This is a genomic window from Paenibacillus sp. FSL K6-2859 (assembly GCF_038008265.1).
Lineage (GTDB): Bacteria > Bacillota > Bacilli > Paenibacillales > Paenibacillaceae > Paenibacillus_AQ > Paenibacillus_AQ nitricinens.
Window position 1 is genome coordinate 534,790 of the sequence record NZ_JBBOYU010000001.1, and the last position, 22,248, is coordinate 557,037.

Annotated in this window: 11 protein-coding genes; 5 read left to right on the plus strand and 6 right to left on the minus strand. The window is 45.1% G+C overall.

Annotation, left to right across the window (positions count from 1 at the left end):
• Positions 1–20 precede the first annotated feature (20 nt).
• The 4 genes from MHB64_RS02385 to MHB64_RS02400 all read left to right on the plus strand — a co-directional run bounded on the left by MHB64_RS02385 (position 21) and on the right by MHB64_RS02400 (position 5,120).
• Positions 21–1,931, plus strand: coding sequence for a cache domain-containing sensor histidine kinase (locus MHB64_RS02385; RefSeq protein ID WP_341133635.1), 1,911 nt, complete (start codon positions 21–23; stop codon positions 1,929–1,931).
• Entirely contained in the window at positions 1,928–3,490 is a 1,563-nt protein-coding gene (locus tag MHB64_RS02390; RefSeq protein WP_341133636.1) for a response regulator, read from the plus strand. The genes MHB64_RS02385 and MHB64_RS02390 overlap by 4 nt, the downstream gene beginning before the upstream one ends.
• Positions 3,491–3,639: 149 nt before the next feature.
• The gene (locus MHB64_RS02395; RefSeq protein ID WP_280787180.1) at positions 3,640–4,443 is read left to right on the plus strand and encodes an aminoglycoside N(3)-acetyltransferase; all 804 of its coding nucleotides are present in this window, start codon (positions 3,640–3,642) and stop codon (positions 4,441–4,443) included.
• A gap of 38 nt (positions 4,444–4,481) precedes the next feature.
• Positions 4,482–5,120 carry a histidine phosphatase family protein gene (locus MHB64_RS02400; protein WP_341133637.1) on the plus strand — a complete coding sequence of 213 codons (639 nt, stop codon included), beginning with the start codon at positions 4,482–4,484 and terminating at the stop codon, positions 5,118–5,120.
• Between the two features lie 161 nt (positions 5,121–5,281).
• On the opposite strand, the gene MHB64_RS02405 is transcribed toward MHB64_RS02400, so the two are convergent.
• Entirely contained in the window at positions 5,282–13,189 is a 7,908-nt protein-coding gene (locus tag MHB64_RS02405; protein WP_341133638.1) for a 5'-nucleotidase C-terminal domain-containing protein, read from the minus strand.
• 377 nt (positions 13,190–13,566) lie between these two features.
• A complete protein-coding gene (gene serS / locus MHB64_RS02410; protein ID WP_341133639.1) occupies positions 13,567–14,853 on the minus strand; it encodes a serine--tRNA ligase in 1,287 nt (428 codons plus the stop codon).
• Positions 14,854–15,350: 497 nt separating this feature from the next.
• Here serS and ssuE point away from each other — a divergent pair, with 497 nt between their 5' ends.
• The gene (ssuE, locus tag MHB64_RS02415; protein ID WP_094874470.1) at positions 15,351–15,899 is read left to right on the plus strand and encodes an NADPH-dependent FMN reductase; all 549 of its coding nucleotides are present in this window, start codon (positions 15,351–15,353) and stop codon (positions 15,897–15,899) included.
• Positions 15,900–16,071: 172 nt separating this feature from the next.
• Here ssuE and MHB64_RS02420 read toward each other — a convergent pair whose 3' ends face one another.
• The 4 genes from MHB64_RS02420 to MHB64_RS02435 all read right to left on the minus strand — a co-directional run bounded on the left by MHB64_RS02420 (position 16,072) and on the right by MHB64_RS02435 (position 22,237).
• Positions 16,072–17,103: a ribonucleotide-diphosphate reductase subunit beta gene (locus MHB64_RS02420; RefSeq protein ID WP_094874469.1), complete on the minus strand. Its 1,032-nt coding sequence runs from the start codon at positions 17,101–17,103 to the stop codon at positions 16,072–16,074.
• Between the two features lie 247 nt (positions 17,104–17,350).
• Positions 17,351–19,684 (minus strand): ribonucleoside-diphosphate reductase subunit alpha, encoded by a 2,334-nt coding sequence (locus tag MHB64_RS02425; protein ID WP_094874468.1) that lies wholly within the window; start codon positions 19,682–19,684, stop codon positions 17,351–17,353.
• A gap of 55 nt (positions 19,685–19,739) precedes the next feature.
• Positions 19,740–20,255: an anaerobic ribonucleoside-triphosphate reductase activating protein gene (nrdG, locus tag MHB64_RS02430; RefSeq protein WP_341133640.1), complete on the minus strand. Its 516-nt coding sequence runs from the start codon at positions 20,253–20,255 to the stop codon at positions 19,740–19,742.
• The gene (locus tag MHB64_RS02435) at positions 20,252–22,237 is read right to left on the minus strand and encodes an anaerobic ribonucleoside triphosphate reductase (protein WP_341133641.1); all 1,986 of its coding nucleotides are present in this window, start codon (positions 22,235–22,237) and stop codon (positions 20,252–20,254) included. Before MHB64_RS02435 ends, nrdG begins: the two co-directional genes overlap by 4 nt.
• Positions 22,238–22,248: the final 11 nt, after the last annotated feature.

The following is a 22,248-nucleotide window of genomic DNA, read 5'->3' on the forward strand; positions in this document are numbered from 1 at the left end:
GCGAGGTGGACAGTACAGAAGTGTATAGAGTGAACAGACGTGAACGAGCTAGAGAATTATGGAATTCTTTTAGTTATTGGTGGGGAAGAAGATCTCTCCAGAGTCGTTTAATTGCAGCCTATGTTTTTATTATTTTAGGCCCGTGCTTGCTGGTATCCGTCTACTTCTATGAGTCTATCAATAATACCTATCTTAGAGATGCCATCGAGAAGAATGATTATTTGCTGCAAATGGAAAAGTTACATATCTATAATCAAATTGAGGCAATGGAACGTGCGGCACAGATGGCTTATTCTGATACCGATGTAGAAGATTTCCTTGCGAATGAAACCGAACCGCAGCTAGTAGATTTGATTAATTTCAATACAAATGCCTATGTGAATATGACTCGTATTCAATTTAATAATCCGAATATCGAGCATTTGCGGCTGTATTCGAAAAGCAATAAAGTGCATGAAATTTGGCCGATTATCTTTCGTGAAGAGAGAGTTTCTTCCAATCCATGGTTTCAGAAAGCGCTTCAAATGAAGGGGCAGGAATACTGGTCTTTTCAGAAAAGTGATCCGGATCTAATGCAGAGATACTTGGGAGCACCGACGGAAAGTCTGCCCAAGGTCTCATTGCTGCGTGAAAAGAGTCGTCCGGCAGACAATCATATAGGCATGGTGCAGGTGGATATGATGCTGAGTCGTTTTACACCTAAGACGTATACAGATGTCCGGGATAATCAGACCCAAATGTTCCTTGTGGATAGTGAACTGCAGCTTTTCACCAGACCGGATCATTCTTTTTTACAGAATAATCTGAAGATGGCTGATATGATTGCAGAACGTTATAAGCATTTTCGGGAAACTGGGGAATGGGATAGCGAGTACTCGGAGAATGGTCAATCGTTTTTGTTGATTAACACTCCGCTTGAACATATTGATGCTTATTTGTTAAATGTAGTGTCCATGGAGGGGGTTATGAAGGATATCTCCCGAACGCGCAACTTAATCATTGGTGCCAATGTCGGGTTTATTACCTTGCTAACGCTGATTGCTTATGTGACAAATGCCTTTATTCTAAAAAATCTACGTAGATTGACTGAAACAATGAAAAGAGTGCGTAGAGGTGAAGCGTACACTGGAATTATGATACGGGGTGGAGGGGAAGTTGGTGAGCTTGCCCATCATTTCTCTAAACTGATGAACACGATCAATACATTGGTAGCTCAAGCAGTAAGCAAGCAGGCATTGTCAAAAGAGGCTGAGTTACGTACGCTGCATAACCAGATTGACGCACATTTTTTATATAATACGCTGGAAAATATTAAAATGCTGGCTGAAATTGAAAACCAACGAACGATCTCAGATGCATTAACCTCACTAGGGGGGATGATGCGTTATAATTTCAAATGGTCCGGAGAGTATGTCAAGCTGCGAGACGAAATTCGTCATATTGAGAATTACATTGAAGTAATGAATATTCGTTTTGAGTATCCGGTTAAGCTGATGCTTCATATTGAACCCCGATATTTAGAGCTGGAGGTGCTTAAAATGTCACTGCAGCCAATTGTGGAGAACAGTGTTAAGCATGCTTGGTGCGATGAGAAAGATAATATGCAGGACCCGATCGTTCAAATTACTATTTCGGAAACGGAAGGTGATATTTTCATAGAGCTTCGTGATAATGGCATAGGACTAACACCAGAGCGTCTACATGCTTTAAACGAGGCGATTTATGCGAAAGATGAACGCCGTGAGAGCACTGCTGAACAGACAGCGACTGACCGCCGAACAGGTGGCATTGGTCTGAGAAATGTACATCAGCGTCTGCAAATCTTTTATGGCGATGAATATGGGCTTGTAGTACAGAGTGAAGCAGGAAGCTGGACGATGGTACGTTTAGCCTTGCCGAAAGTTCTTTTGACGGGAGAAAAACAACTATGAAGAAACTACTGATCATTGATGATGAGAAAAATATTCGTTTCGGTCTCAAGACTATGATAGAAAGAGAATTTCCGTCCATTTATACCATCACGATGGCGAGTAACGGTGCAGAGGGGTTGGATATCTATAAGACTGATGGTGCAGATATTATTATTACAGATATACGTATGCCAGTAATGGATGGAATTACGCTGTTGAAGCAGTTGTCTTCGGCGACAAGGGGTGAGAAAAGTCCAGCAGTGGTAATTTTAAGCGGGTATGACGATTTTGAATATGCCAAAAGCGCGATCCGATATCGCGTGAAGGATTATTTACTTAAACCGATTCGTAGAGATGAATTATTCGAAATTTTGAAGTGTATAGATAAGGAGCAGGAGGAGCAGAATCTCAGCGCAAGGCAGCAGGAGCAGGAAGCAGAACATTTTCGCCGAGAGCTGCGCTCTAGCCGTTTACGGGGGCTGTTTATGCAGCAGGAAGTTCAGTTGGAGCCAGAGCAGCAGGAGAGTCTAGATGACTTGGAGGTTCCTTTTACAGTAGGTGTGTTGAATTACTATTGTAATGACGGATCAAGAATGAAGCCGGGGGATGTTCAGGGGCTGGTTGAACGATTGATAGGACCACTTGAAAAGTGTTTTTCGGAAATCACAACGGACTGGGACGGTAAATTAGTATTACTCGGAACCAGAAAACAGGATTTTATAGAGCTGTCCAGACAAGCAGAAGCTAAAGAAATAATGGGATTGTCGATTGGAATAAGCAGCGAAGGAAGAAGTCTCGCAGATCTTCGTTCCTGTTATAAGGAAGCGTCCCGGGCTTTACAGTATACTTTTGTATATCCACAAGTGAACTTATTGAATTATGCGGATGTGAGTCAAGAACGGTCTAATTCTCCCTTACCGAAGGAGGGAATTCGTAAGCTGCTCAATATGCTTGGAACAGAACGCGAGAAGGAAATGAAGCATCTTCTGGCTGAGATTTTTCAGACCGAGCATTTGAAGGCGCTTGACCTGTCTTATTTGGAGTCGGTGGGACAGAATATCAATGAATTGGTGCTGGATGAAGTATTTCGGGTGCATGGCGAAGCCTCGGTAGAGGTGCTGAAACTGTATCGTACAGTAGGCAATATGTACAATTATCGTCATTTCCATGATTATTATCGTGCGCTGGAGAATTTGCTCCTGAGTGTGAGTGATTATATTCTAGGGGTGCGCTCTGCTCATACGGAGCATGCTGACATGGAGGAAGCGCTAAATTATATTGAGACGAATTATGCTCGTCCACTAAATATGGCTATGGTTAGTAACCATGTTTCTTTGAATTATTCTTATTTTAGCGAAGCCTTCAAAGCATATACTGGGGAGAATTTTGTCATTTATTTAAAAAAGGTGCGCATCCGTCATGCTAAAGAGCTGTTAGCGAAAGATTGTGGGAAGCTTGCGGAAGTTTCGGAAAAAGTAGGTTTTGAGAACAGCAAGCAATTTGCCCGTGTATTCAAAGAGTTGGAAGGAATCTCTCCAGGGGATTATAGAGCCAAAATGCTGTCTGAAGATTTTTCGTAAAAGGCAGGATAAGTAGCTTTAGTATAAATATCATTGCTGTACTGTACCTTGATGGACGGTATGGGTGTCGTTAGAAGTAATCCTCCTATATAATGGCAGTGAGAAGCTTTGTTAGGATTAGCAGCAAGAGAGTTTGGAGGGAATGAAGGGTGGAAGAAATTCAAGGCAATTTGATTACAGTTCAGACGTTGGCAGAGGACTTTAGGCGACTGGGTGTACAGGCGGGGATGACGATTATACTGCATTCGTCCTTCAAATCACTAGGCCAATGGGTGGCAGGTGGCCCGGTTGCCGTTATTTTGGCGCTTGAGGAGGTCCTTGGAGAAACAGGCACGCTTGTGATGCCGACGCATTCAAGTGATCTGACGGACCCTGCTGGCTGGAGTAACCCACCAGTGCCTGAATCTTGGTGGCAGAGTATCCGTGAGCAGATGCCGGCCTATGATCCAGACCTGACTCCACTGAGAGGGATGGGTATTATTCCGGATTGCTTCCGTAGGCAAAAAGGGGTAAAACGCAGCGATCATCCCATTCATTCATTTGCGGCTTGGGGCAATCATAGGGATGAGGTTATATATGGTCACTCCCTCGAATACGGTTTGGGGGATGACTCACCATTAGCTCGTATTTATGATCTTGGGGGAAGTGTACTGCTGCTAGGCGTAGGGAATTTAAATAATACTTCATTACATCTTGCTGAATGCCGTGCCTGCTATGAAGGAAAGAAGCAAGTCATTGGCGGGGCACCTATGATGGTGGATGGACATAGACAGTGGTTGGAATTCAAGGAGCTAGATTGGAACTCTGACGATTTCGTTGAACTTGCTGAACAATTCGGGCAAGAAACAGGGCTTATTACATATGGTCACATCGCCTCAGCTGCTGCTCAATTGATTCCGCAGCGTGAAATTGTTGACTATGCGGTGAACTGGATGGAGCGAAACAGGAAGTAGACTATCTCTGGATTTGGGGCTAAGAGGAGGAGCGGCGGATGAATACTACAACGATATATCTAACGCGTCATGGTCAGACAGAATGGAATGTGCAGAATCGTATGCAAGGTCATATGGACTCTGCGCTGACGACGCTTGGTGTACAACAGGCGGAATGGCTGAGCCGGGGAATGCAGGCTATGAATCTTGATGTTATTTATGCAAGCTCTAGCCCAAGGGCGCTGCGTACAGCTGAAATTATACGCGGAGAGCGGGATGTTCCGCTGAAGATTTCCGATGCATTTAAAGAAATCGACATGGGTGTATGGGAAGGTAGAGATTCTACTGAACTGGCAGCTCAGTATTCAGACCAGCATCGTTATTTCTGGAAGGACCCCGACCAATTTAAAGTGGAGGGCAGTGAGACCTTCGCAGAGGTGCAGATAAGAGCACTAGAGAAGCTTCAGGAAATTCTCACTGCCCATCAGGGTGAGACGATTCTTATCGTAACGCATACGGTAGTGATCAAGCTCTTGATGGCTTATTTTGAGGGCAGAGAGTTGCCTAAGCTATGGGATCTGCCTTACATTTATCCAACCTGCTTATCGAGGATTGATTTTACGGATAGCGTGGCGGAGATCCTGCTGCACGGGGATACAAGTCATTATGAAGTGAATAAGGCTGGGATGGAATCGTAGAATTGTAGTACTTACATTCAATCTAGTAGGACTTATATATAAAGGCGGTTCCTCGGGTGCATAATGCACTCGGGGAACCGCCTTTTTGTAACGAGAAACGCAGGGATATCATAGAAACACTATATCACCGTTTCTTCCCTAGAGCTGAGGATCAGCCTATATTAGTTGATAAACTGGAGATATTTCAATGTCTTTTCGAGCATCGTAACGGCTTCAGCACGAGTTGCTAGTTTCTGTGGAGCAAAGGAACCGTCTGTCGCTCCTTGGATAATGCCCGCAGTAGCGATTTCTGTGATTGCTGCTTGAGACCAAGCAGGAATGCTTACCGCGTCACTGAATTTAGCTAGTGCTGCAGGATCGGCATTTAAGGTTTTGCCCGTGTACTTGATGGCTTTAGCTAATACAGAGGCCATTTCTTGACGAGTGATCGGGCTACCTGGCTTAAATCTGCCATCGGAATAACCAGAAATCAATTCGGCTTCTGCTGCAGTGCGAATAGCATCAGCATACCACGCGCTTGGATTTACATCCTTAAATGATGCCTCACCACCTACTGTCGAAAGTCCTAGAGAACGCGTAATTAATGCTGCGAACTCAGCCCGTGTGATCGACTGTGAAGGAGAGAACGTATCGTTATTTGTTCCACTGACGATCAACTTGGAAGCTAACAGATCAATGGACGCTTTAGCCCAGTGTCCGTTAAGATCCCCGAACGTTTTGGAAGTCTTAACGACGGTGTAATAGCTGTTGCTATTCCGTTTAATCGTAACATCCGTGGTCCCATCAGCCTTAGGCGTAAATATCGCAGGTACGAAAGAAATCTTACCTGTAGCAGGATCGAAGACAACTGCTGTTGCGTTATTTGAATTTAAGGAAGAAGGTACATTGATCATCCGATTAACGTAAGTACTGCCGAAGCTGTTCAGCGGTACAAGCTTTGTTCCAGCTTGCGCTGAAACACTGAAATCAATTACTGGAGCAGCTAAAGTAGCATTGCCTAGCTGTGAAGAAATAGCTTGGTTTGTACGGTTTAGTGTTCCCGAATCCGCTAGAAGAATGGATACCGTAATTGTAAAGTCGCTGCTACCTAATTGAGCAGTAAGTGCTGCGCTGTTTATAACGCTGAGCGGTAAGGAATAAGAAGTGCCAGCAGTTGTAAAGGTAAGAACGGTATTAGGCTGTGCTGCAGCTTGTTGTACAAGCACACTGCCTGGAAGTACTACTTGAGCGCCGCTAGTAGTAGCTTTAACCGGAATGACCAGCTCATGGCTACCGATTGCCAGTTCACTGAGTTGCTTGGTCAGATCAGAAGCATTAATCGTTGTTACTTGCGGTGTCGCTATTGGTGCAACAGTTGGCGCCGGTGTCGCTGTTGGTGCTGTTGTTGCAGTTGGAACTGCTGGTGATGTTGGTACTGTTGTTGGTACTGTTGTTGGTACTGTTGTTGGTACTGTTGTTGGTACTGTTGTTGGTACTGTTGTTGGCTCAGTTGTTGGTACTGTTGTTGGCTCAGTTGTTGGTGATGGTGTTGGCACTGGTGTTGGAGTTGGAGTTGTCTCCGGCAGTGGTGCCCCTTTCAGGTCCACAATGCGGCCCTCAACAGCGGAGGTATTCGCAGTGACAGTTCCAACTTGTTTAAGATAATTCGTAAATACATCAAAGTCCGGCAGATACAGCAGGTTCACGCGGCCTTCTTTATAGGCCTTCTCAAGGGAAGTATAGAAATCTCCACCTTTAGCTGTGAAAGCGTTAGTAGCTACTTCATAAGATGCCTTCAGATCCAGAGGAACGTATTTGTCTTCGTTCTTCACTTCAATCCGTAATACGCGTTCGTTCACAGGTTTCGTAGAGTCGTAATAGAATTTCAACCCTGCAACATGTGGGAAACGTCCGTCTGCTGCTGGAGTTTTGGAAACACCATTCTCCATCGCATCTTTAATTTCTTGTCCGGTTAAAGTGATCGTAACCAGATCGTTGTTGAATGGAAGTACGCCGAGTACTTCGCTTTGTGTAATCGGTCCTTCATTGATAGATTCGCGAATGCCGCCGCCATTTTGCAGGGCGATTACAGCATTAGTACCAGCTTTTTTGGCTGCAAAGAGCATACCATCGGCAATCAGGTTACCGAGATTGGTTTCCTTTGTGCGAACATTGTCACGAACGCCGTTTAGGACAACCTCTGAATTACCTACTACCTCATTGCCCAGTTCCTCAATACCCGGTTTATATTCGGTTTCCAAGATCAATTTGGCTTCAGGATCCTCTGCGATAACATAGTTAGCGCCATTTTTAGCATCGATGGAGATTAATTGGTCTTTCCAAGTAGTTAGTACGCCATCTTTGTTAAATTTAACTTCAAGTTTACCAAGGAATAGTCCTTTTTCACCGGTTTGTACAATAAGCTTCGGTGCTTTTGGATCGCTGTTATCTACAACGGCTTGATCCAGTTGTGTATGGCTGTGACCACCGACAATAATATCAATACCATTAACGGCTTTGGCTAGTTTGAGATCTTCTTCGTAGCCAAGGTGAGAGAGAACAATAATCTTGTTAACCTTCTCGTTTTGCAGCATAGCGACAGTATCTTTTGCTTTAGCTACAGCATTGTCGAAAGTCACTTTGCCTGGTGAAGCAATGTTGGCTGTATCTTCTGTCGTCAGGCCGATGATACCGATCTGTTCGCCGTCTACTTCTTTGATCAGTGCAGGGTAGATGGTTGCTGCGTTACCCGACCGACCAATTTCATTGGTGAACATTTTACTTAGGATTTCATCCGCAGAGAAATTTACGTTGGATGAGACAAAAGGGAATTCAGCTTTACGGATGAAATTGGAAAGCGTCTCAGAATTTTTATCAAATTCATGGTTCCCGAAAGTCATAGCATCATATTTTACCAAATTCATGAATCTGAGATCTGCTATACCCAGATATTTATTGAAGTAAAGCGTTCCAGAGAATACATCACCCGCATCGAGAAGAATAGGGTTTTCTGTAGTCGCCTTAGCCTCTTTGATTGCCGTTACACGGCGCAAGATATTATTTGGCGAGCTTACAGTGTCTAGTCCCGCATGTGTATCGTTGGTGTGTAGAACAGTTAACGGGAAGTCTTCATTTGTCTCCGGCAGTGGTGTACCTTTCAGATCTATAATACGACCTTCAACAGCGGAAGTATTCGCAGTGACAGTTCCAACCTCTTTAAGATACTTTGTAAATACATCGAAGTCCGGCAGATACAGCAAATTCACACGGCCTTCTTTATAGGCCTTCTCAAGGGAAGTATAGAAATCTCCACCTTTAGCTGTGAAAGCATTAGTAGCTACTTCATAAGATGCTTTCAGATCCAGAGGAACGTACTTGTCTCCGTTCTTCACTTCGATACGTAATACACGTTCGTTCACAGGTTTTGTAGAATCATAATAGAATTTCAACCCTGCAACATGTGGGAAACGTCCGTCTGCTGCTGGAGTTTTGGAAACACCATTCTCCATCGCATCTTTAATTTCTTGTCCGGTTAAAGTGATCGTAACCAGATCGTTGTTGAATGGAAGTACGCCAAGTACTTCGCCTTGTGTAATCGGTCCTTCATTGATGGATTCGCGAATACCACCACCATTTTGCAGGGCGATTACAGCATTAGTGCCAGCTTTCTTGGCTGCAAATAGCATACCATCGGCAATCAGATTACCGAGGTTAGTTTCTTTTGTGCGAACATTATCACGAACGCCGTTTAGGACAACCTCTGAGTTACCTACTACCTCATTGGTCAGCTCTTGAATGCCTGGCTTATACTCGGTATCTAGGATCTTCTTGGCTTCAGGATCCTCTGCGATAACATAGTTAGTGCCGTTCTTAGCGTCGATGGAGATTAATTGGTCTTTCCATGTTGTTAGAACGCCATCTTTGTTAAATTTAACTTCGAGTTTACCAAGGAACAGTCCTTTTTCACCAGTTTGCACAATAAGCTTCGGTGCGCTAGGATCGCTGTTATCTACAACAGCTTGATCTAGTTGTGTATGGCTGTGACCACCGACAATAATATCAATGCCGTTAACGGCTTTTGCTAGTTTGAGATCTTCTTCGTAGCCAAGGTGAGAGAGAACAATAATCTTGTTAACCTTCTCGTTTTGCAGCATAGCGACAGTATCTTTTGTTTTAGCTACAGCATTGTCGAAAGTCACTTTGCCTGGTGAAGCAATGTTGGCTGTATCTTCTGTCGTCAGGCCGATGATACCAATCTGTTCGCCGTCTACTTCTTTAATCAGAGCAGGGTAGATGGTTGCTGCGTTACCTGACCGACCAATCTCGTTGGTGAACATTTTGCTTAGGATGTCATCCGCAGAGAAATTTACATTGGATGAGACAAAAGGGAACTTAGCGTTGCCGATGAATTTGGAAAGCGTCTCAGAATCTTTATCAAATTCATGGTTGCCGAAAGTCATAGCATCATATTTGACCAGATTCATAAAGGCCAAATCGGCTTGACCCAGATATTTATTGAAGTAAAGCGTTCCAGAGAATACATCACCCGCATCGAGAAGAATAGGGTTTTCTGTAGTCGCCTTAGCCTCTTTGATTGCCGTTACACGGCGCAAGATATTATTTGGCGAGCTTACAGTGTCTAGTCCCGCATGTGTATCGTTGGTGTGTAGAACAGTTAACGGGAATTGTTCAGAAGTATTGAAATCAATCTGTGCCATAACCGCATCATGATCGGATACCCGACCTTTCGATGGTGAGAAGTCCGCATTTAGATGGACGACATCTACTTTTGAAGAAGGCGTTAGATTTTTACTGACAAGAATATGATCTAGTACTTGAGAGTTTCCGTCATAGGTATACGTATACTGCTCATTTAAAGGCAGTGTATCGATCAAATTGTCTAGCTCTGAGCCTTTTAAGATTGTTGCAGTTTTAGTGAATTGGAAATCATTCAAATCGCCAAGCGCTACTACGTTGGCTTTAGGATTTGCAGTCAGAATTTCTTTGACAAATCCGTTTACGACTGCTGCAATTTTATGACGTTGGGTTTCACTGGACAATACGGGTGGCTGAACATTTCCAAAAGGACCATTATCGCCGCCTTTTGAATTGAAATGGTTTGCGATCACGATCACTTTTTCGCCGCCGAAAATAAATTGTGCAGCGAGGGGTTTACGTGAACTTGCAAATGCGGCATTCGTTGGATCAATCCGTCCCGGATTGTAAGTTAGCTTATCTGTCGCTGTGTTGTAGCCGACGGATTGTGTAGCAGAGCCTTTTTGTCCAGTTATACTGTCTGCAAGCTGTACTCTTGTTGGGTTGTACAGGAATCCTACGCGAATGTTTCCGCCTGGGGCTCCGCCATCCTTATTGTTCTCCGGAGCGATATCTGTGTATTTGTATACAGGACCGCCAGCGGTTTCAATAGCTTTAATTAGCTCGTTTGCGCTTGCTTCAGTGATTCCGTTATCGGTTTCACCATTGCTGTCCTGCATTTCGACCACGCCGATAATGTCAGGCTTTTTCATATTATTCGTGATGGAGTCGGCAAGCTTCTGGATTTTTGTTGCTCCGACACCTGGGTAGAAGTTCTCAATGTTGTATGAAGCGATTAATAGCTTGTCCTCATTAACCTCAAGAGTAGTTGTTTCTTGTTTAAAGGTACTTGGGGTAATGGTTGGTAGCTTACCGTTCTCCGGAATTACTTTGAAATTACCATTGTTGTATCCGATGACCCCTGTAACATCTCCAGCGAACTTATCTCCGGTGATGACTTCTTGACCCGGATTTCCATAGGCAATGATAAGGCGCTGAGGATTGAATTGGTTATATTCCTTTAGAACTAGTCCACCAGCTGGTGTGATGACATCAGGAGTATCATTTTCTACTCTTGTAGGGATGTTATAAAGCATGGAATTTCCGCTACCACTTGTCCAGTAAGGACTAATGATCGTAGGGGTAGGGAGTTTTACAAGCATACCTTCTAACGATTCATAGAAATCAATAGCATCTTCACTAGGTTCAAAATCCGCCATGCCGTCATTATCAATGATGGAAGAAGGAATAGCTCTTCCACCTTTGCCAAGTACGATAGGTTCAGGCACAGTATAACTAGAAGAGGAATCTACTGTTAGTGATGTCATATTAATTTGAGTGGAGGTTAGATTGCTCGCACTTCCTTCGTTATACTCGGAAACGGCTCCATTAACGCGCACTAAATCTCCAACTTTAGGCTTAAGGGATGCATTTGTGCTGTAAACGAAAATACCTTCCGATGTGTTCACGTTATTGTCCGGCTGAGGGTCCTGCATAAAGAAACCTCTATAAGCGCCAGTTGCGAAAGTGTATCCGTATTGGGTAACGATGCCTTCAACATCAGTAACGTTCTGGCCTGCATACTCAGAAGTATGAGATTCTCCTTGGATATCATGGATACGAGGGAGATCAGAAGCTTTATAAGCAAAGGTATACACTTTACTGGTCTTGCCATCTGCTACGACAATTGCATTAAGGGTAAGATCTTTACTAACTGTAATTGGATCTGAATAAAGTTTGCTTGCTGCGGTTGGTTCTGTTCCATCAGTCGTGTAATAAATCTGTGCTCCAAGGGTAGGACTGGATAGGGTCACAGCACTTCCTTTAATGATGCGACCTGCACCAGGGCTCGCCATTACGGAAAAGGTTTCTTCCACCATAGCGTTTTCGTTAAGTGGAATGAATTGATAAGTTGTATTATATTGCTCAATAACCCCAGTAATGCTGTCAAAGGTTTTACCCTTAACGAGTTTAGGCAGGGTAGAGAAAATTGTGAATTGCTGCCCACCTTGACTTGCAGTCACTGTATTTCCATTTACATTGTCTATGGTCACATTATTCATAGTAACTAGCTGAGCTTCATGGCTTTCGCCGTTCGCTGCAGACAAGTCAGCTGCTGTAATCAATTTAGGTGCAGGAACACCCACATCATTCGCAACGATAGAATATTGAAGTCCACTTTGGAATTTGATTTCTTGCAGGTTGCTGTAGATATCCATCGTGCCACTAACTTCAACACGATCTCCAACGTTGGCGAACTCTGGGAATCCGTAAAGTACGATCCCGCCGGATTCATCCTGAATATACATTTTTGCTGCATTAATGTGAGTTACGATACCTTCTGTTGAAATATTCTGGCCTTTACTAGCAAGGCGTGCTGTTGCGACGTCTGTTTTGGTCAGAATTGTGTAATCAAAAGCCGTTATAGGGCTATCCGGCATATTTGGTTCTGAAGCATACGCCTTAATTGTAGTGTCCTCAGTTAAGGTAATAGGCCCTGTGTAAGGTTGGAAATCAGTTGAACCAGCTGCTCCATAAACAGCTGAATAGACGGATGCTCCAACTGTCGGAGAATTAAGAGAGATTTCAGTACCTACCGGCCAGGCATTAGCGGCTGGTGAAGCTACTACGGAGCTAGCTGTCTCCGGTGCTTTACCATAACTACTATTGCGTGGACTTGCTGCTTGAACAATAAAATCCGTAACGTTGTTGTCCGTATCTAGACCACGGCTATCTGCTGGCGCACCAGCTGCGGCTTTACGAATAGCGGCTGTTGCGTTGGTGAGAGCAGGGGTTGGAGTTCCCTCAACACCTGTAGCTGTACCGTAGCCAACTAAATCTATTGTATTATTCGATGGGTCAACCAAGTCGACTTTACCGTTTGTTCCACTCATAGCTAGGATACCTGTAGCATCAGGAGCAGGTAGTGCAGTAGTTCCTCCTGTTCCTGCAGCCTCTTGGACAAGGTAGTATCCATTTGCAGGAATCGTTCCTGTTAAATCTGTTCCGGTGCTAAAGGTTCCAGTAGCGGAAGTATATCGGACTTTCCATCCAGTCAAGACCACTGGTTTGTTGGTAGGATTGTATAATTCAATAAAATCATTCTTAAACTCTGCTCCGCTGTTTCCTCCACCGCCATAGACTTGTGAGATAACAACATTGCTATTATCCGGTGCTGCCTCGGCAGTCTGAATTGCTGGTAGCACACTGCCGACAAGCATTAATATTGCCAGTCCACTAGCCCACCATTTCCTTACTCTTGAAGAAATAATCATTTGGATAAGTATTCTCCCCTCAAATCTTTTATTAGAAACCTACTAAATCTTATCATTCAAATGTAAAATGAAAGGTTGGTTTGCATTAATATAAATTAAAGGTTCTATAAATTAAAATAAAAAATAAAAAGTTATTGTTTTCGCATAAGAATAGGGGCTGAAAATAGTGCGTAAATACAATAATCCTTAAAATCTAGTGTTTATTGGAGGATGAATAATCCCATATATGAGTTAAATTTTACATTTGAATAACACATAGAGAAGGCGTTGTTAGGCTCGATTATTTGGGAGGTCTTAGAACAAAAAAATGCCCATTCAGCTTCTTGTTGAGAAGTGAATAGGCATTATTTATTTCAAATTTACTTGGATAAAACAGATTACTGTTGTAGAAGCTCTAGCTGCTCTAATCCGTCCATATATTTGCGCAGCGCCTGAGGGATGTAGATAGAACCATCCTCTTGCTGGTGATTCTCCAGCAGCGGGATCAGAATTCTTGGTGTAGCGACTGCGGTGTTATTTAAGGTATGGCAGTATTGTAAGCGACCATCAGCATTCCGATAACGGATGCCCGATCGGCGAGCTTGGAAATCGAGTAGATTAGAAGCCGAATGGGTCTCACCGTATGCGCCTCTGCTAGGCATCCATGTCTCGATATCATACTGCTTATGCGTCTTCAGGGACATATCCCCTGTGCAGACAGCCATGACTCGATAGGGGAGCTCTAAGAGCTGAAGGATGTGCTCGGCATTTGCGAGGACCTCGTGAAGCATATGGTCCGAGACACCTTCGTCATTTCGGCATAAGACGACTTGTTCAATCTTCGAGAATTGATGAACACGGTACAGCCCGCGCACATCTCGCCCCGCTGATCCGACTTCACGGCGGAAGCAAGTCGACATTCCAGCTAGTCGCATCGGTGTATCAAGCTCTACAATCTCGTCGCTGTAAAGCGAAACTAGCGACACTTCCGATGTGCCAACCAGCCAGCGATTATCTCCGCTGAGCTCGTACGTCTGATCCATCCCACCGGGAAAGAATCCGGTTCGCTCCAACGCTTCAGGGCGGACAATTACAGGAACATCCATCACGGTGAATCCGCGTGCAGTGAGCACATCTAGGGCTAGTCTCTGTACAGCAAGATGTAACATCAGTCCTGCTCCTTTAAGCACATAGCTGCGGGGGCCGCCTGCTTTGACGCCACGAGGGATATCGATGATATCGTGGAGTTCACCTAGCTCCACATGATCACGAGGTGTAAAGCCGAATTCCGGCACCGCTCCGTTCAACCGCAGTTCTAAGTTATCGTTATCATCGTGGCCGATGGGTGTATCCTGCGACACCGGATTCGGTGCGAGCAGCATGAGCTCTCTACAGCAGCGTTCAGCCTCGTTCAAATCTGCTTCCAGCAGGTTCAGCCTATTATTGAGTTCTCGTACCTGTGCTTTGACGATCTCTCCAGCAGGGCGGTCACCCTTACGTAGTAATTGTTCAACCTCTTTGGTTAGCCCATTACGTTCGGCTCTTATTTGTTCTGTTTCTTGTCGCAGGCTTCGGCGCTTTTCGTCCCAATTCAGCAATTCATCCAGTGGGAAGTCGACTCTTTTCCAGGTGGCAGTGTTTCTTACAAGTTCCTGATTATCCTTAATCCAGTTCATTTCCAGCATACCGTTTCGCTCCTTTTTGTTTAAAAGATAAGGAAGTGTAAGGTTCATCCTTCACTTTATCCTTCTATTTCTCGCACAAACACTTACCGTCCTTATAAGGACGACGAAGGTGATTATGCTTGAAAAAACGCAAAAAACGCCCTCATCCATGGGACGAGGAGCGTCAGCTCGCGGTGCCACCCAGGTTGATCGAATCTCCTTAACAACAGGAAAGAATCGACCCTCTTTGGTCTTCGCGGTAACGGGCGAAACCCGGTGAACTTAGGGAGTCATTATAGGCTCCGGTCGCAGACGCCTCACGGTTGGATGCCGATCATTGGCCTGATTCTTGGATTTAATATTGTTGCTTAGTATATCGCAAGAGTGGGATGAGCGCAAGCGTTTATGGTTTGACAATAATATCTAATCTGCGATAGGATTAATATTAATTTAAAGTATTCCTGTCGGGTTAAATATTGCAGTGTGAGCTGCTCAAGTGGGATGAAAGAGGTGGAGAAGTGGCTAAAATTGTTGTGATTAACGGAACGCCTTCCCTGGTATCGCGTATCAATGCAGTTATAGAGTATGCGGAGGCAAGCTTAACGGATCAGGGCTTTGAGGTTGAGCGTATTAACGTAGCTGAGCTGCCAGCGGAAGATCTGATTCACACCAAGTTTGAGAGCGATGCTATCGTCAAGGCGAATGGCCTTGTAGCTGAAGCGGATGCGGTAATCGTGGTTAGCCCGGTTTATAAAGCCTCTTATACAGGCGTGCTGAAGACCTTCTTGGATCTAGTTCCGCAAAAGGGATTGGCCGGCAAAATCGTACTCCCGCTCTTCATGGGTGGCAGTCTTGCACATCTCCTCACGATTGATTATGCTTTGAAACCTGTGTTGTCTGTACTCGGTGCACGTTACATTCTTGGTGGAGTGTATGCCGTGGATTCTCAGGTGGTTCGTAATGATCACGGCGTGGTAGAGCTTGCTGAGGAGCTGAAGCTGCGACTGAATGATGCATTAGCTGAGCTGGCAGAAGAAACTACACATCGAATAGAGCGCAAGGCTTAGGACTCAGCAGTAGGCATTCTGTTTCTGATGGATTCATAACAAATATATAAGCGTCTCATTCATTCCTGATGTAAGGGTTGAGGAGACGCTTTTTTGCTATAGCCAAAAGGCCATCTCACTGTAAAAGTAGAGAATGGCCTCTTTTTTATCTATGGATCGTTATAGTCCAGTCTTACAAATCGTCAAATCCGTTATCGTCGCCAACCTTACCGTAGTTGCGGGACTTGGCTTCGAAGAAATCAGTTTTCGTAGCATTCAGCGCATCGTCGGAGAAAGGCTTGATCCAAGGCATGCAGTTAACATCAACACCTTGGTAAGCTTTTTCCATACCCATCAAAGTCAGACGTTTGTTCGCTGTATATTTGATATAGTCGCTAAGCTCGTTAAGGTCAATGCCACGAACATTAGTGAGAGTGTAGTAAGCCCAGTTGGTTTCAAGCTCTACCGCGCGGTCGATGGTACGGTATACGTAATCCATGTTTTCTTTGGTGTTCAGCTCAGGGAAGTCTACGAGCAGCTGCTTAAATACTTCTGCGAAGAAGTAGCAGTGCTGATTCTCGTCACGTTGAATATAAGAGATCATTTGGCTAGTCGCCATCATCTTCTGGTCACGGGCCAGATTGTAGAAGAAGGCGAAAGTGCTGTAGAAGAAAATTCCTTCCAAGATGAGATCTGCTACCAACGCATGGAAAAAGGTTTGTTTCGTTGGATTATCACGGAACTCTTGATAAATATCGGAGATAAATTGGTTGCGCTCCAGTAGAACCGGATCTTTCTTCCAATACTCGAAAATCTCTTTCTGTTCACTATCCGACACGATAGAGGAAAGAACATAGGAATACGATTGGTTATGCACTACTTCTTGTTGCCCGATAATGGCAGAAATAGCTTCTAGTGAGGAGTCGGTGAAATAACGCTTCACGTCGCTGACGAACATCGTCTGCATCGAATCCAGCACAGCGAGCAGGGAGATGTTGATCTTAAATACACGTTGCTCCTCTGCATCCAGCATAGGGAATTGTTGCGCATCTTTGGACATTGGGATTTCATCCGCGATCCAGTGATTAAGCAGAAGGACCTTGTACAGCTTGTACATATGAGGCATGCGGATATCATTCCAGTTCAGAATGCCTGAGCATTCACCGTCGATAATGCGTGTGGATTGGTTAGGTGCTTCAGTATTAAAAATCTTTTGTAATTGCATTTCTTATCCCTCCATTTTTTTGCGCGGGTAATCTTTCTTTGGTGTCTTGTTCATAGAAAGACGGTGATGGAGTAACGGAGAGGAAGTTTGGAGCTGTAGGAGCGTCAGCGACCGCCTTTGTCATCGGATGTCATCCGCTAATAGCGGTAAAGATCAAGACATCTGATGACAACAGCGGCCGGAAGCCCAAACATTCCTCGCAGTTACGAAATTCATCATCGTTTTTCTATTCAGGGCACTAAGATAATTAGCTAGCGCAAGAATCACACTCTTCTATTGTCAAAGCACGGCTACGCACATAATAAGTTGATTTCAATCCGCCCTTCCAGGCGTTCAGATGCAGCTCAAGGAACTCGGTAGCCTTGATGTCAGGACGAACATACAGGTTGAAGCTTTGGCCTTGATCGACGTGACGCTGACGAGCGGAAGCCATGCGGATCGACCAGTTTTGGTCAATGGTGAAAGCTGTCTTATAGTACCAGATTGTCTTGTCGGACAGATCTGGTGCCGGGTTAGCGATCTTGTAAGTTGTTTTCTCTTCATAGGAAAGCAGTTCATACAAAGGATCAATGCTGGCTGTGGAGCCGGCAATAATCGATGTGGAGCCGTTCGGTGCAATCGCGAACATCCATGCGTTACGAACACCGTCTTTAGCCACTTCTTCTTGCAGCTCGCGCCATTGTTCAGTGGTTACATATTTACCTTCTTGTTCACCGCTAACGTAGCCACGTGAAGTAAAGTACGCACCTGTCTCCCAATCGGAACCGGCGAACTTCGGATAACGGCCTTTTTCACGGGCAAGCTCCATGCTCGAACGTACCAACAGGTAGTTGATGTGTTCATACAAATGATTGTTATATTCTACGGCTTCATCAGATTCCCAACGAATGCCCTTGAGTGCTAATAGGTGATGCAAGCCGAATGTGCCGAGACCCACTGCGCGGTACTGGCTGTTCGTGTATTGTGCTTGCAGAACTTCAATATTATTGATGTCGATTACGTTGTCCAGCATACGTACTTGGATAGGTACAAGTCTTTCCAGCACGCCAGCTGGAATCGCACGTGCCAAGTGAATAGAATTTAGGTTGCAGACTACGAAATCGCCAGGAATCTTGGAGATAACAATCCGGGTCTTGCCATCTTTGGTTACTAATTCTTCCTGTTCAATCACGGTAGCGGATTGATTCTGCATAATTTCTGTGCACAGATTGGAAGAGAAGACCATTCCTTGGTGGCGGTTCGGGTTCGTCCGGTTCACCGTATCACGGTAGAACATATACGGAGTACCTGTTTCGAGCTGTGATTTCATAATCCGTTTCATGATGTCGATCGCAGGAACGGTAATACGGGACAATTCCAGATTGGCTGTAGCTTCAGCATATTTTTCACGGAAAGTACCTTTACCAAGCTCTTCATCGTAGAAGTCTTCCAGACCCAGCGGACGACCATCCTCATCCGTCCAGCCCATAACCTTCTTCACTTCATGAGGGCAAAAGAGGTTCCAGTGGCTGCGTGATTCAACAGCTTCCATGAACAAGTCCGGCAGGGTTACACCGTGGAATACGTCATGGGCACGCATGCGCTCGTCACCGTTATTTAGCTTAAGATCGAGGAAAGCGAGAATATCTTTATGGAATACATCAAGGTAGACAGCGACAGCACCTTTACGAGTACCTAGCTGATCTACGCTGACTGCGGTATTATTCAATTGGCGAATCCAAGGGATTACGCCGGAGCTAGTGTTCTTGTGACCACGGATATCCGAACCACGTGCCCGTACTTTACCCAGGTAGACGCCGATACCGCCGCCCATTTTGCTAAGGCGCGCTACGTCTGTATTGGAATCAAAGATACCCTCTAGGGAATCGTCCACCGTATCGATGAAGCAGCTGGAGAGCTGTCCAGCGACCTTTTTACCGGCATTGGACATGGTAGGGGTAGCAGCTGTCATGTAGATGTTGCTCATAGCCCAGTAAGCTTCTTTTACAAGCTCAAGACGTTTCTCGGCTGGCTCACGGTGCATGAGGTACATAGCGATAATCATGTAACGTTCTTGCGGAAGCTCCATTACACGGCCGTCAAAATCATGCGCCAAATAACGGTCAGATAGCGTAAGCAGACCAATGTAATCGAATAGAAGGTCGCGTGTATAATCGATACATCCACCTAGCTCGATGATTTGCTCTTTAGTGTAATGCGTTAGAAGCTCCTCACGGTAGATTCCTTTTTTAACAAGATCCGTGATTAGAGGGTACAGCTCACCGTAAGGCTCTTCTGGATAAGCTTTATAGCGGCGGTGAACGGCTGCTTTTTTATAAAGGGTAGTCAGAAGGGCACGGGCAGCTGCAAACTTCCAAGTAGGCTCTTCTTTTGTTACAAGTTCTAGGGCACTCATAGTGAAGGCGTTGCTAATTTCTTCTCCGCTTACGGAGTCACGGCGCAGTTTGGAAATTACTCCCCGCAGCAATGTTTCTTTATTTAGTTGATCAAGACCCTCCAAGATACGGTCGGCGTATATGGAAAGGCGTTTCTCATCAAAAGCCAGTTGGCGATTATCTGGTTTAACTACGAATTGTGGCATGGTTATTTCATCCCTTCTTATTTTGGATTAATTTTGAATATCAAAAATTGATATATTATAGCGCAGTAGGCTGCCACAGAAAGACCTCCGAGCCGTTCATACTGGCCGGAATGTCGATTATGCGTTGGTTAGAGCTTCCTCGGTAAGGAAGTGTAGTATCTTTTAATTCTTCTATAAAACGTCCATCTATTAATACCTGACACTGTGTAAGTAGATTCCACTCCGGAGAACCGGGAAGGGCGTTTAGTTCCTCATACGTATACCCACTGTAAATCCAGATGGGGAAGCCTGGGAGCACGGCGCGAAGCTCATGAATGAACCCAAGTACCTCTTCTGCCGAGAAAAAAGGATCGCCGCCTGCTAGTGTTAAACCATCCAGCAATGGGTTAGCGGCGATTTCTGAGATGATTTCATGTTGACGTTCTAAGGTGAAAACTTCTCCATATTTAAAATTCCATGTCTCGGGATTAAAGCATCCCGGGCAACGATGGCGGCAGCCGCTGAGGAAGAGGACGGCCCGCATGCCCTCTCCCTCGTTAATCGACTCCGGATAGTATCCGCAAATATTCATAGATGCTTAACACGATCCCGTACTTCGGCTTGTTTGGCGGCGTTGAAGCGGGTCTGATAGTCGCCAGTTAAATAACCTGTAACTCTGCGCAAACGACGGATGTGCACGTCATTCTCATGTGCGTTGCAGGAAGGACAGTTTGTCCCAATTACGCCTTCGTATCCGCAGCTTGAGCAGCGGTCAATCGGATGGTTAATGCTGAAGTAGCTGACCTGTTGTTCTAGTGCGTATTTAATGATTTTGATAAAAGCGGTTGGATTGCTGCGGGCATTACCGTTTAATTCGACATAAGAAATAGCCCCGGCATTGCAGTATTCATGGAAAGGAGCTTCCAAGCTGATCTTCTGAGCAGCGCCTAGATCATAGTATACAGGGATGTGGAAAGAGTTCGTATAATACTCACGGTCAGTTACGCCTGGAATAGAACCCAATACCTTACGATCAATCTTGGTGAATTTACCGGACAGACCCTCGGCTGGTGTTGCGAACAAGGTGATGTTGAGATTCAGTTCTTCACTTTTCCGGTCGCAATACTCCCGCATATGACGTACGATAGCCACAGCCTTGGCATGGACTTCCATATCCTCGCCATGGTGTTTGCCGTACATGGCTTTCATGCATTCCGCCATACCGATGAAGCCGAGCGACAGACTACCATGCTTCAGCAGTTCACCTACAGAGTCTTCAGGAGCGAGGGTTTCGCCGCCTTCCCAGACGCCTTCTCGCATCATGAAATCGGATGCTTTAGCTTTTTGCGCGCTTTGGATGCGGAACCTATGAAGAAGTCCTTCCAGCGCAATGTCCATATAGTGATTTAGATCCTCATAGAAGCCAGCTTCGTCTGCGACGGTACGCCGGCCTGTTACTGTGCCGTGTGCCAGACCGAGCCGAACCAGATTCAGTGTATTAAAGGAAAGGTTGCCCTTCCCGGAGCAATGATTACGCCCAAAACGGTCACCGAGCACTCTAGTGCGGCAGCCCATTGTAGCAAATTCCGTATCAGGATCACTTGGATCATAATACTGCAAGTTGAGCGGAGCGTCTAGATTAGCAAAGTTCGGATACAGTCTGCGTGCAGAACATTCCGCTGCTTTTAGGAACAATTCATAGTTAGGATCGCCTTGCTGTTGGTTGATTCCTTGCTTGCATTTGAAGATTTGAATAGGGAATACAGGTGTTTCTCCGCTGCCAAGCCCGTTCATCGTTGCTGTTAGCAGGGAACTGATTACAAGCTGACCTTCTGGTGAAGTACAAGTACCATAATTGATACTGGTAAACGGAATTTGCCCGCCGGATCGGCTGGACATGGTATTGAGATTATGTACCATACTTTCAGCCGCTTGCAGGGTTTCGATTTCAGTTTCTTTCAGTGCATAACGGAACGATCTCGGATATACCTCCGCCAGATCGGTCCGGCTCATTGTGATCTCGCCCAAAGATTCATTAGCTTGTCCCTCATCAAAATAATCCAGACCCTTGCGGAACAGCTTAGCGAAGGATTTGGTTACATAAGGTGCCAGATCATAGTCGAGTTTATTGGCGGATACGCCGCCATATTGAGCATTTTGCTGGGATTGAAAAATGATTGCTACTAGTGACATAGCTGTCATTATGGAGTTCGGAGGACGAACACTGCCGTTGCCGGTGTTGAAGCCTTCTCGGAGAAGCTTATCAAACGGGATAAAAATGCAGTTAGTCGTTCCGATTGCGTATTGATCCAGATCATGCACATAGACGACATTGTCATCAATGGCTTGCACCAGCTGCGGCGGCATCGTAAAGTTACGGGCGTACCATTTTGAATATTCACTGCCGAACTTGCTCATTTTACCGGAGAAACTCTCTCCGTTCAAATTGGCATTCTCGCGCAGCAAGTCCAAATCCCGGCTGTCGATAATATCGCGTCCTAAATCAATGAGCTCTTCTAAAAGAACTTCCCGTGCATTTGTTGTACCGTTAAATTGTCTCTCCAACAACGTCATTGTATAGCTCT